This window comes from Burkholderia sp. IT-111MI5, assembly GCF_949752865.1.
Taxonomy (GTDB): domain Bacteria; phylum Pseudomonadota; class Gammaproteobacteria; order Burkholderiales; family Burkholderiaceae; genus Burkholderia; species Burkholderia pyrrocinia_C.
This window is the reverse complement of record NZ_CATKIF010000004.1, coordinates 15,467-27,121: the sequence shown is the minus strand read 5'-3', so window position 1 is coordinate 27,121 and position 11,655 is coordinate 15,467. Positions and strand designations below refer to the sequence as shown.

At 67.1% G+C, this 11,655-nt stretch carries 13 protein-coding genes; 2 read left to right on the top strand and 11 right to left on the bottom strand.

Going from position 1 to position 11,655, the window contains the following annotated elements; all coding sequences use genetic code 11:
* Window positions 1-328 precede the first annotated feature (328 nt).
* Window positions 329-1,156, top strand: coding sequence for a bifunctional DNA-formamidopyrimidine glycosylase/DNA-(apurinic or apyrimidinic site) lyase (mutM, locus tag ACM6JT_RS03180; RefSeq protein WP_072444687.1), 828 nt, complete (start codon window positions 329-331; stop codon window positions 1,154-1,156).
* A gap of 24 nt (window positions 1,157-1,180) precedes the next feature.
* Window positions 1,181-2,287, top strand: a complete 1,107-nt coding sequence (mutY, locus tag ACM6JT_RS03175; protein WP_131947514.1) for an A/G-specific adenine glycosylase — start codon at window positions 1,181-1,183, stop codon at window positions 2,285-2,287.
* A gap of 98 nt (window positions 2,288-2,385) precedes the next feature.
* Here mutY and ACM6JT_RS03170 read toward each other — a convergent pair whose 3' ends face one another.
* From ACM6JT_RS03170 to kdsD, 11 genes are all read right to left on the bottom strand, one after another.
* Complete coding sequence (locus ACM6JT_RS03170) at window positions 2,386-3,021, bottom strand: LON peptidase substrate-binding domain-containing protein (RefSeq protein ID WP_034179063.1); 636 nt, start codon at window positions 3,019-3,021, stop codon at window positions 2,386-2,388.
* 27 nt (window positions 3,022-3,048) lie between these two features.
* Window positions 3,049-3,957: an RNase adapter RapZ gene (gene rapZ, locus ACM6JT_RS03165; protein WP_034179062.1), complete on the bottom strand. Its 909-nt coding sequence runs from the start codon at window positions 3,955-3,957 to the stop codon at window positions 3,049-3,051.
* A 75-nt stretch (window positions 3,958-4,032) separates the two neighbouring features.
* Complete coding sequence (gene hprK / locus ACM6JT_RS03160) at window positions 4,033-5,001, bottom strand: HPr(Ser) kinase/phosphatase (RefSeq protein ID WP_006483133.1); 969 nt, start codon at window positions 4,999-5,001, stop codon at window positions 4,033-4,035.
* 129 nt (window positions 5,002-5,130) lie between these two features.
* The gene (locus tag ACM6JT_RS03155) at window positions 5,131-5,643 is read right to left on the bottom strand and encodes a PTS sugar transporter subunit IIA (protein ID WP_034195643.1); all 513 of its coding nucleotides are present in this window, start codon (window positions 5,641-5,643) and stop codon (window positions 5,131-5,133) included.
* A gap of 196 nt (window positions 5,644-5,839) precedes the next feature.
* Window positions 5,840-6,199 (bottom strand): ribosome hibernation-promoting factor, HPF/YfiA family, encoded by a 360-nt coding sequence (gene hpf / locus ACM6JT_RS03150; RefSeq protein WP_006477786.1) that lies wholly within the window; start codon window positions 6,197-6,199, stop codon window positions 5,840-5,842.
* Window positions 6,200-6,358: 159 nt separating this feature from the next.
* Window positions 6,359-7,864 carry an RNA polymerase factor sigma-54 gene (locus ACM6JT_RS03145; protein WP_414855960.1) on the bottom strand — a complete coding sequence of 502 codons (1,506 nt, stop codon included), beginning with the start codon at window positions 7,862-7,864 and terminating at the stop codon, window positions 6,359-6,361.
* A 160-nt stretch (window positions 7,865-8,024) separates the two neighbouring features.
* Complete coding sequence (gene lptB, locus ACM6JT_RS03140) at window positions 8,025-8,801, bottom strand: LPS export ABC transporter ATP-binding protein (protein WP_034179059.1); 777 nt, start codon at window positions 8,799-8,801, stop codon at window positions 8,025-8,027.
* Window positions 8,798-9,463 (bottom strand): lipopolysaccharide transport periplasmic protein LptA, encoded by a 666-nt coding sequence (lptA, locus tag ACM6JT_RS03135; RefSeq protein ID WP_034179058.1) that lies wholly within the window; start codon window positions 9,461-9,463, stop codon window positions 8,798-8,800. Before lptA ends, lptB begins: the two co-directional genes overlap by 4 nt.
* Before the next feature lie 20 nt (window positions 9,464-9,483).
* The gene (gene lptC, locus ACM6JT_RS03130) at window positions 9,484-10,098 is read right to left on the bottom strand and encodes an LPS export ABC transporter periplasmic protein LptC (RefSeq protein WP_034179057.1); all 615 of its coding nucleotides are present in this window, start codon (window positions 10,096-10,098) and stop codon (window positions 9,484-9,486) included.
* Between the two features lie 3 nt (window positions 10,099-10,101).
* Window positions 10,102-10,638: a KdsC family phosphatase gene (locus ACM6JT_RS03125; protein ID WP_034179056.1), complete on the bottom strand. Its 537-nt coding sequence runs from the start codon at window positions 10,636-10,638 to the stop codon at window positions 10,102-10,104.
* Window positions 10,638-11,621 carry an arabinose 5-phosphate isomerase KdsD gene (gene kdsD / locus ACM6JT_RS03120; protein WP_034179055.1) on the bottom strand — a complete coding sequence of 328 codons (984 nt, stop codon included), beginning with the start codon at window positions 11,619-11,621 and terminating at the stop codon, window positions 10,638-10,640. The genes ACM6JT_RS03125 and kdsD overlap by 1 nt, the downstream gene beginning before the upstream one ends.
* Window positions 11,622-11,655 lie beyond the last annotated feature (34 nt).

Sequence of the window (11,655 nt, the reverse complement as noted above, 5' to 3'; positions counted from 1 at the left end):
CTACAATACACGCACGATCGTGATAGGGTCTGTTTGCATATGGAGCGCACATGCGAATGCCCGAAATCGCCCGCATAGCAAGAAGCGAGGGGCGCCGTTTGGCGAGCCAAACAAGCGACGAGCGACGCCGCTATGCGGGCGATTTCGGGCATTCCCGTGACATGAATTTTTTAATTTGGGGTTGCCACGAGAACGGCCGCTCGCCGCGTTGCGCTCCTTGCGAATACGTCCAGTATTCGCGGCGTCGCGCGCCTCGCGAGCGGCCGTTCTCGTGGCAACGCATGCGCGTTCCATATGCAAACAGACCCTAGCCTCAGACCCGTATAACATGCCAGAGTTGCCAGAAGTCGAAGTCACGCGCCGGGGCATCGAGCCCTTTGTCGCGGGCCGCCGCGTCGAGCGTGTCGACATCCGTACCGCGATGCTGCGCTGGCCTGTGCCGGCGGGGCTCGCCGAGCAATTGCGCGCGCGCGAGGTGCTCGCCGTCGAGCGCCGCGGCAAATACCTGCTGTTCGAGGTCGACGCGGGCTGGTTCATCGTCCATCTCGGCATGACGGGCACGCTGCGCGTGCTGCCCGCGGCCGGCGTGCCGGTCGCCGCGAAGCACGATCACATCGACTGGATCTTCGACGAATTCGTACTGCGGTTCCGCGATCCGCGCCGCTTCGGCGCCGTGCTGTGGCACCCGCGCGAAGCGGGCGACGTGCATGCGCATCCGCTTCTCGCGAGCCTCGGCGTCGAGCCGTTCTCGCCGGCGTTTACCGGTGCGCTGCTGCATGCGCGCACGCGCGGCCGCACGGTGTCGGTGAAGCAGGCGCTGCTTGCGGGCGACATGGTCGTCGGCGTCGGCAACATCTATGCGTCGGAGAGCCTGTTTCGCGCCGGCATCCGGCCGACGACGGCCGCCGGCAAGGTGTCGCTGCCGCGCTACGAGCGGCTGGCCGACGCGGTGCGCGCGACGCTCGCCGATGCGATCGAGCGCGGCGGCAGCACGCTGCGCGATTTTGTCGGCAGCAACGGCGAAAGCGGCTATTTCCAGCTCGACTGCTTCGTCTACGACCGTGCCGGCCAGCCTTGCCGCGTATGCGGCACGCCGATCCGCCAGATCGTGCAGGGCCAGCGGTCGACCTATTTTTGTGCGACCTGCCAGCGTTGAAACCTTTTTCCGCGATTAGATAACTTGAAGCCGCCCCGCATCGCCCCCGCTCCGTTCCCCGTCACGCCGCTGCACCGCACGTTCGCCACGCGCCTGATCGCGTGGCAGCGCGAGCACGGCCGCCACGACCTGCCGTGGCAGAACACCCGCGATCCGTACCGGATCTGGTTGTCGGAAATCATGCTGCAGCAGACCCAGGTGTCGACCGTCATCCCGTATTACGCGCGCTTTCTCGAACGCTGCCCCGACGTCGCCGCGCTCGCGGCCGCGCCGGTCGACGACGTGATGGCGCTGTGGGCAGGGCTCGGCTACTACTCGCGCGCGCGCAACCTGCACCGCTGCGCGCAGGTCGTCGTCGCCGAGCACGGCGGCGCGTTTCCGGCGACGCCCGACGCGCTGGCCGAACTGCCGGGCATCGGCCGCTCGACGGCCGCGGCGATTGCGTCGTTTGCGTACGGCGCGCGCGCGACGATCCTCGACGGCAACGTGAAGCGCGTGCTCGCGCGGGTGTTCGGCGTCGAGGGCTTTCCGGGCGAGAAGCGCGTCGAGAACGACATGTGGGCGCTCGCCGAATCGCTGTTGCCCGACGCCGCGAATGCGGCGGACGTGAGCGCCTATACGCAGGGGCTGATGGATCTCGGCGCGACGCTGTGCGTGCGCGGCAAGCCCGATTGCGCGCGTTGCCCGTTCGCGGGCGACTGCGTCGCGCAATCGACGGGCCGGCAGCGCGAACTGCCGGCCGCGCGGCCGAAGAAGGCCGTGCCGACACGCAAGACCTGGATGCTCGTGCTGCGCGACGGCGACGCCGTGCTGCTCGAGCGGCGGCCGCCGGCCGGCATCTGGGGCGGCTTGTGGTGCCTGCCGCAAGCCGACGGCGACGCGGCGCTCGCGGAACTTGCGCAGGGCTTCGGCGGCGGCGGCCCGGTGCCGCTTGCACCGTTCACGCATACGTTCACGCATTTTCGGCTCGAGATCGAGCCGCGGCTGAGCGACATGGCGGACGGCGGCGGCCTGCCGTCGCAGGCACGGGACGCGGAGACCGCGTGGGTGTCGCTGAGCCGGCTCGATGCGTACGGCGTGCCGGCGCCCGTGCGCAAGCTGCTCGATGCACTGAGCGGGCCGCTGCTGTAACGAAGGGGAACGGGCGCGGCGCGGGCCGCGCGCTCGAGAAAAGAAAACGCCGGCCGCCCCGGGTTTTCCGCACCGAAGGAAGTCCCGTCCGGAGGCGCCTACAGCCAGCCGTGCCGGTCGAGCACGTGATGCACCGCGTCGATGCGTGCGCCGACGTCCGGAAACTCCATCAGCTTTTGCCGCGCGCGCAGGTCGAGCGGCAGCAGTTCCGCGAGGCGGTTCGACACCCAGCTCGGATCGTCGAGACGGAACGGTTCGCCGAACGGCAGCTTGCCCGGCTCGGATTTCTTCAGCGCGTCGATGATGCGCTCCAGCACCTCGGCGCACGAGCCGAACTGCGCGAGCGCCTGCTCGCCTTCGAGCGGGATATCGTCGGGCAGCGGTTCCGCGATGCCGACCAGCAGACCGTTGCCTTCGACGCGATACGACAGCAGTTCGAAACGCTGCGTGCCGACCGCCTGCAGATACAGCATCCCGAATTCGCCGGTATCGCACTCGGTGATGCGCGCCATGCAGCCGATGGTTTCGGGCACCGACACGGCGCCGTCCTGTGCGACTTCGGGCCCGCTCTTCAGCAGGCACACGCCGAACGGTGCGTTGTCGCGCAGGCACGCGCGGGACATGTCGAGGTAGCGTGCCTCGAACACCTTGAGCGGGAGCAGGCCTCCCGGAAACAGCACCGTGTGCAGCGGAAACAGCGGCAGGTCGATCAGGGTGGTCGATAGGGAGGACATGGCGCGCTGACGAAGGGGCGGGTGTCGCTAGGGTCGGTCGACCTCGGAGACGAGCCGCGACGACGCGTCGACATCCACTGGCGCGTCACGATGCCGCACGATCACGTTCGCCTCGTGCGCGAGGCGCGCGGCGAGCGTTTCCGCGATGAACACCGAGCGATGCTGGCCGCCGGTGCAGCCGATGGCGACGGTCAGGTAGCTGCGGTTGTCATCGCGGAAGTGCGGCAGCCATTTCAACAGGAACGCATGGATGTCGTCGATCATCTGGTGGACGATCGGCAGTGCGTCGAGAAAGGCGATGACCGGCTGGTCGAGCCCGGTGAGCGGGCGCAACTCGTGGTCGTAGTACGGATTCGGCAGTGCGCGCACGTCGAACATCAGGTCGGCGTCGAGCGGTACGCCGCGCTTGAAGCCGAACGACTCGAACATCACCATCAGGTCGTTGTTCTTCTGCTCGATGAAGCGCTTGACCCACGTGCGCAGCACGTTCGCGCGCAGCGTGCTCGTATCGATCTGGTGGCCGAACTCGGCGAGCGGCGCGACGAGGTCGCGTTCGCGCTCGATCGCTTCCTCGAGCGACGACAGCAGGCCGACGTCCGCATCGTGCGACAGCGAGCCGGACAACGGATGGCGGCGGCGCGTTTCGGAGAAGCGCTGGATCAGCGCCTGGGTGCTTGCGTTGAGGAACAGCACGCGCACGTCGTGATCGCGCGACAGCTCGCGGATCAGGCCGGGCATTTCGTCGAGCGATGCGCTCGAGCGCGCGTCGATCGCGACCGCGAGCCGGCGCTGGCCGTCCTGGGCGAGGTAGCGGGCGAGTTCGGGGAGCACATGCGGCGGCAGGTTGTCGACGCAGTAATAGCCTGCGTCTTCGAGCGCGTTCAGCGCGACGGATTTGCCTGAGCCGGAGATGCCGGTGATAAGGACGATGCGCATGGGAAGCAGAGAATCCTGACGTTTCATCATAGCACCGGCTCGACGCGTCGGCGTTGCGCAGCCGGCGCGTGCGGGTTACACCAGTTTGCCGGGGAACTGACTGTCGGGATCTTGCATCGCGAGTCGTTGCCGATCCATGAAATCGCGCAACGTGTCGATTCCGCGCAACTGCAGGATCGTGTTCCGGACGGCGGCCTCGACGAGCACCGCAAGGTTGCGGCCGGCCGCGACCTGGATCGTGACCTTGCTGATCGGCAAACCGAGCACGTCGACGGTCTGGCTTTCGAGCGGCAGGCGCTGGAATTCGCCGTCGGGGCGCCGCACGAGCTGGACGATCAGCTTCAGCTTCATTTTCCGCCGCACGGCGGTTTCGCCGAAGATCGTCTTGATGTCGAGCAGGCCGAGGCCGCGCACTTCGAGCAGGTTTTGCAGCAGCGGCGGGCAGCGCCCTTCGACGAAATCGGGGCCAAGGCGGACGAAGTCGACCGCGTCGTCGGCGACGAGACCGTGGCCGCGGCTGATCAGTTCGAGGCCGAGCTCGCTTTTGCCGAGGCCCGAATCGCCGGTCAGCAGCACGCCCATCCCGAGGATGTCGAGGAATACGCCGTGCAGCGTCGCGCGCGGCGCGAGGATGCGGGACATGTAGAGCCGCAGGCTGTCGATCACCGCGGCGGCCGACATCGGCGTCGTGAACAGCGGGGTCGACGAGCGCGTGCAGCGCAGCACGAGTTCGGGCGGCGCCGCGGCGCCGCCGGCGACGACGAGGAACGGCGGTTCGAGCGCGATCAGCTCGGCCATGTGGCGCGAGCGGTCTTCGTCGGTCTGGCGCTGGTAGTAGTCGATTTCGGCTTCGCCGAGCACCTGGATCCGGTTCGGGTGGATCAGGTTCAGGTGGCCGACGAGGTCGGCGCTCGACGTCGCGTTGCCGACCGTGTCGGCCGAAAAGCCGCGCTCCCAGCCTTCATGCCCCGTGAGCCAGCTCAGTTTCAGCGTGGCCGCGTTGTCGTCGAAGATGCTCTGGGCGTTGATGCTGGACGTATCCATGACTCTCGTCACTCCAATGAGCCGGTGCATGCGCGCGGCGACGGTCGTCGCCATGCCGGGCCGGCGCCGGGCGGCCCTGGACGGCGGCGCGTGCCGCCTCGTGAGGGAAAATATTCCGCCCGGATCAACTCAAGGTTGCCACTGAGTGAGCAGGCGATGCAACTCGGCGATATCCGTTTCGTTGTGCAGACGCTCGCGCGCGTCGCGATCGGACAGCAGTTGCGCGATTTCCGACAGGATTTCGAGGTGCTGCTGGGTGGCTTGCTCGGGGACGAGCAGGAAAATCAGGAGGCCGACCGGCTGGCCGTCGGGCGCTTCGAACGGGATCGCATCGGCGAGCCGGACGAACGCGGCGAGCGGGTGCTTGAGACCCTTGATGCGCCCGTGCGGAATCGCGACGCCCTCGCCGAGCCCGGTCGAGCCGAGGCGTTCGCGCGCGAACAGGTTGTCCGTGACGGTGCTGCGGGCGATGCCGTTCTGATTCTCGAACATCAGCCCGGCTTGTTCGAACACGCGTTTCTTGCTGGTGACCGAGAGGTCGATGACGACGTTCTCTATGGGCAGGATTTTGGCTAGGCGATTCATGTTGGCAGGCGATTGGGCGGCCTGGGGTCTCCTTGCGGCGGCAGACTGATTTTCCATGTTCGGCGATATCAAGGCATCTGGTATCGGCAACCTGCAACGCAGCTACCGCACCCAACGCCCCCCGGCGATAACCGGGACATTATAGAGCACAGCCGCGTGCGTGGCGCAGCATGGACGGACCGGTCGCACCACGGGCGCGGAGTCGCAAAAAAAACGCCCGGCGAACCGGGCGGCGTGCGTGTTGCGGTGACGGTTATTGCGGCGGCAGTTCGATCTGGTCGATCGACGGTTGAAGCTTGATCGGGTCGTGCGCGTGCGTTTGCAGGCGCTCCATGTGCTTGACGACCTGGCGATCCAGCTTGTCGATCAGCAGATCGATCGCGGCGTACAGGTTGCCGTTCGCGCTTTCGACGAAGATGTCCTTGCCCTTCAGGTGCAGATTGATTTCCGCGCGCTGCTGCTTGTCCTTTTCCTTGTGGTTGTCGACCGAGAGGATCACAGTGCCATCGATCACCTGATCGCTATGCCGTAGCACCCTGTCCAGCTTGGTGATCACGTATTCGCGAATTGCAGGCGTGACTTCGAGATGATGTCCACTGATCTTCAGGTTCATAGTGCTTCTCCAAGCGAGTGACCACCCGGCCGCATCGAGGCGGCGCTCCGGTCGACTTGCCCGTACCGCACGGAGGCGGTGTATCGCGGACAGGTCGCCCGGCCTGTTCCCCGTGTGCGCGGTGGCCGGAACACGCCTGCCGCCGGGCAGGCAGCAGGCCTAAAGAGACTTGCGCAGATTCACTGCCGGGATCTTGAGGGCTTCGCGATATTTGGCAACCGTGCGGCGCGCGACCACGAAACCCTGTTCTGCCAGCAGCTCGGCAATGCGGCTGTCCGAAAGTGGCGATTTTGGGTCTTCAGCTCCTATCAGTTGCTTGATGAGGGCTCGGATGGCGGTCGACGAGGCGGCGCCACCGGTGTCGGTCGAAACGTGAGATCCGAAGAAGTACTTAAATTCAAGCGTCCCGAACGGGGTCAGCATGTACTTCCCGGTTGTCACACGGCTGACAGTCGACTCGTGTAGGCCCAGCGTATCAGCTATTTCCCGCAAAACCAAGGGGCGCATGGCAATTTCGCCATGTGCAAAGAAATTCTTTTGACGCTCGACAATAGCCTGCGCGACACGCAGGATCGTGTCGAAACGCTGCTGGATGTTCTTGATCAGCCAGCGTGCTTCCTGAAGCTGCTGTTTCAGCGAACCGGTCGACGGATCGCCGCGGCTGTTGCGCAGGATGTTCGCGTAGAGGTTGTTGATCCGCAGGCGCGGCACGACCTCCGGATTGAGCTCCGCGAGCCATCCCTGGCCGGCCTTCTTCACGATGATGTCGGGCACGACGTAGTCGGCCTCGGCCTTGCCGTACGCGGCGCCGGGGAACGGCTCGAGCGAGCGGATCAGCGCGTGCGCGTCGCGCAGCGCGTCGTCGCTCGCCTTTAGGTGCTTGCGCAATCGCGTGAAGTCGCGTGCGGCGAGCAGCTCCAGATGCTGCGACACGATCTCGAGCGCGAGCGTGCGCGTCGGGGACGGATCGAGGCGCAGCAGCTGCAGCTTCAGGCATTCGGATGCCGAGCGGGCGCCGACCCCGGCCGGGTCGAAGCTGTGCAGCAGCGCGAGCGCCGCGTTCAGTTCGTCGCAGTCGATCTCCAGCTCGGGCGGCAGGTCGGCGAGCACTTCGTCGAGCGTGGCGGTCAGGTAGCCGTCGTCGTCGAGCGATTCGATCAGGAACATCACGAGCGCACGATCGCGCGGGCTGGCCTGCGTGACGCGCAACTGCGCGGACAGGTGGTCGCGCAGCGACGTCGCGGCTTCCTGCACCTGCAGCGGCGGGAGGTCGTCGTCGTCGGACGCGCCGCTCGAGCGGCCGAATTCGTCGAGATTCCATTGCGGGCCGTCGTTGCCGTCGCCGGACGCGTAACCGTCGTATTCGTCCGCGCCGGCCGGCTCGTCGCGCTCCGCGCGATCGCCCGACGTGCTGCTGCTGTTTGCCGGGGCCGGCTCGGTATTCTGGCCGGAAGGTGTCTGCGCGATCAGCGATCCGTCCGCCGCGACGCGCAGCGGGCTCACGATCCATTCGTCGTCGTTCTCGAGCAGCGGGTTCTGCGCGACGGCCATCGCGACTTCCTGCTGCAATTCGAGCGTCGACAACTGCAGGAGCCGGATCGACTGCTGTAGCTGGGGCGTCAGCGCCAGATGTTGCGACAGGCGGAGTTGGAGGCTGGCTTTCATGGCAAGGAGGGAGTCATACCGGCAGTTTGCCACGACCCAGGCGCGTTGAGCCATCCGCGATTACGCGCGGCGCGCCGCCCGGCCGCGGGCATGGCCGCGAAGCGGGGCGCGGCCCCGCGCGGCGATGCCGGGCGGGGTGCAGCCAGCCACGAGGAGGAAGTTACATGCGGAAGTGTTCGCCGAGATACACGCGGCGCACGCTTTCGTTTTCGATGATGTCGCTCGGCGCGCCGGCGGCGAGCACCGAGCCGTCGCTGATGATATAGGCGTGGTCGCAGATGCCGAGCGTTTCGCGGACGTTGTGATCGGTAATCAGCACGCCGATGTTGCGCTGCTTCAGGAACTTGACGATCTTCTGGATCTCGAGCACCGCGATCGGGTCGACGCCGGCGAACGGTTCGTCGAGCAGGATGAAGTTCGGGTTGGTCGCGAGCGCGCGCGCGATTTCGACCCGGCGTCGTTCGCCGCCCGACAGCGACAGCGCCGGGTTCTCGCGCAGGTGGCCGATCTGCAGCTCGTCGAGCAGCGCTTCGCTGCGCGACGAGATCGCGTCCTTCGACAGCCGCTTGCCGTCTTCGCCGTATTGCAGCTCGAGCACCGCGCGGATGTTTTCCTCGACGGTCAGCTTGCGGAACACGGACGCTTCCTGCGGCAGGTACGACAGGCCGAGCGACGCGCGCTTGTGGATCGGCAGCAGGCTGATCGAGCTGCCGTTCAGCGAGATCTCGCCCGCATCGAGCGGCACGAGGCCGACGATCATGTAGAACGACGTGGTCTTGCCGGCGCCGTTCGGGCCGAGCAGGCCGACGACTTCGCCGCTCTTCACGTCGAGTGACACGTCCTTGACGACCGTGCGCGAGCCGTAGCGCTTCTTCAGGTTGCGGACGACGAGCGAGCTCGTGGTGCCGGCCGGCTGGCGGTTCGGTAGCGCGTTCATTGGCCCGGCGCTCCCTGGATCGTGGTCGACGGCGACAGCTTCGCCGGCGCGCCGGTCAGCGGCGCGGGGCCGCCGTTCTTCGGCGACAGCATCGCGCGCACGCGGCCGTTCGGGTTGCCGGGCGCGGCGATGTCCTTGCCGCCCTTCGCGGTGTAGAAGTCGCGCTGGCCGTCGTACGTGATCACGCTGCCGTGCACGGTGTCGGCGATGGTCGACGTGCCCTGCAGGCGGCGCACGGTTGCGGCGGTCGTCAGCGTGGTCAGGTCCTGCTTGCCGTCGTAGTCGATGCGCTCGGCGTCGCCGTCGATGTATTCGTCGAGGCCTTCGCGCTTCTGGCGGAACGTCGCGTGCTTCTTGCCGCTGCCGAACGACGTCGCGTACTGATAGCCTTCCGGATCCTGGCGCACTTCGACGCGATCACCCTTGATGATGATCGTGCCCTTCGTGATCACGACGTTGCCGGTCGCGACCGTGACCTGCTTCAGGTCGTCATAGGTCAGGTTGTCGGCCTCGACGTTGATCGGTTTGTTCTGGTCGGCCTTCTCGGCATGGGCGAGCGGCGCCAGCCCGATCAACGGGAGCGCCACGAGCGTCGCGGCGAGCGCGGCGCGGACGGCGCGCGCAGCGCCGCCGGAAATCTGTCGAGGGAACGGTTCGTTCATGCAGTCACGTGAGGGAAGCGTCACTTGGGTTGACCTTTCGAGCCGCCGGACGTGTCCGCCGCGGCGATCGTGCCGCGCACGTTGCCGTAAAGCTCGATGACCCGGGTGACGTTGTTGTACTTCATGCCGTCGGTCGCGTTGACGAGCGACAGGCCGCGCTGAAGTTTAACCGGCTTTTCGGTCTGGATCACATCGTCATTGACGAAGATCCGGAAATGCTGGGAATCGGCCTGCATTTGCGGATCGCCGCCGCCGGCCGCGCGCAGGATGCGCGCGTCGTCGTACAAATCGACGATCGACACGTCGCCGTTGACGGTGCCGCGCTTCGCGGTGGTCGTCACGACCGGCTTGCCGGGCTGGAATGCGCGCATGGCCGGATCGGTCAGGTCGCTGTTTTCGGTGTCTTCGTAATGGACCAGCTTCGCGGCCGTCAGCCGGTACTGGGTCGTGCCGGACTGGTCGAGCTCGGTGACGGAGAAGTTGTCCGCGAAATAGTCGGGCGTATGGCGCTTCGGCTGCGCGGTGCCCTCGCCGGGCGGCGGCAGCGTCGCCTGCAGTAACCACCACGTGATGCCCGCGAGCGCGGCGACCGCGGCGAGCGGCAGCAACTGGGTCCAGCGGAAATGCGTATTCATCCGTCAGGCTCCGCAGGCTGCTGCGAGCAGCGCGTCATAGCGTCGCTGCGCGCGCAGGATCGCGTCGCAGACTTCGCGCACGGCGCCGTGGCCGCCGCGGGCCTCGGCCACCCAGTGCGCACGGGCGATCACGTCAGGGTGCGCGTTCGCGGGCGCGGCCGCGAAGCCGCAGCGCAGCATCACCGGCAGGTCGGGCCAGTCGTCGCCCATGTAGCCGCACGCGTCGGCGGTGAGGCCGAGCGATGCGATCAGGTCGGCGAACACCGAGAGCTTGTTCTCGGCGCCCTGGAACAGGTGCGCGATCTTCATTTCCTTCGCGCGCGCCGCGACGATCTCCGAGCGGCGGCCCGTGATGATCGCGGTCGCGATGCCGGCTTCGCCGAGCAGCTTCACGCCGTGGCCGTCGAGCGAGTTGAACGACTTCATCGCGTCGCCGGCCGCGGTAAACAGCAGGCCGCCGTCGGTCAGCACGCCGTCGACGTCGAAAATCATCAGCTTCACGCGGCTCGCGCGTTCGGCCGCAGTCAGCGCTGCGCTCATCAGATCACCTTCTTCGAAAACAGGTCGTGCATGTTCAGCGCGCCGATCAGCGCGCCGTCGGCATCGACCACCAGCATCTGGTTGATCCGGTGGCGCTCCATCAGTTCCACGGCCTCGACCGCCAGGTGATCCGGCCCGATCGTGCGCGGGTTGCGCGTCATCACGTCGGTGATCGGCAGCGTGCGGAAGTCGCCGTCGCGCGCGAGCACGCGGCGCAGGTCGCCGTCCGTGAAGATGCCCGCGACCTTGCCGTCGGCGTCGACCACGGCCGTCATGCCCAGGCGCTTCGCGGTGATCTGGAACAGCGCGTCCGACAGCGTCGCGTCGAGCCCGACGGACGGGACGTCGTCGCCCGAGCGCATCACGTCGCGCACGTAGGTGAGCAGGCGCCGGCCGAGCGCGCCGCCCGGGTGCGAGCGTGCGAAATCTTCCGAACCGAAGCCGCGTGCGTCGAGCACCGCGACGGCGAGCGCGTCGCCGAGCGCGAGCGCGGCGGTCGTGCTCGCGGTGGGCGCGAGGTTCAGCGGGCACGCTTCCTTCGAGACCGCGGCGTTCAGGTTCACGTCGGCGAGCGTGCCGAGGCTCGACTCCGCGCGGCCCGTGATCGCGATCAGCTTCGCGCCGATCCGCTTGACGAGCGGCAGGATCGCGACGAGTTCTTCCGATTCGCCGGAATAGGAGATGCCGATGAAGACGTCGTCGGAGGTGACCATCCCGAGGTCGCCGTGGCTGGCCTCGGCAGGATGGACGAAGAAGGCCGGCGTGCCGGTGCTGGCCAGCGTGGCCGCGATCTTGCGGGCAATGTGCCCCGATTTGCCGATGCCGGACACCACCACGCGGCCGCGGCAGCCGAGCAGCAGCGCGACGGCCTGGACGAAGCCGCCGTCGAGCTGGTCGCGCAGCGCGCGCACGGCGTCCGCCTCGATGTCGAGCACGTCGCGGGCGAGCGCGAGCGCCCGATCATCATTGATTTTCGCTATCATGCGCGGAGTATAGCAAAGGCGTTTGTTCGCCGCG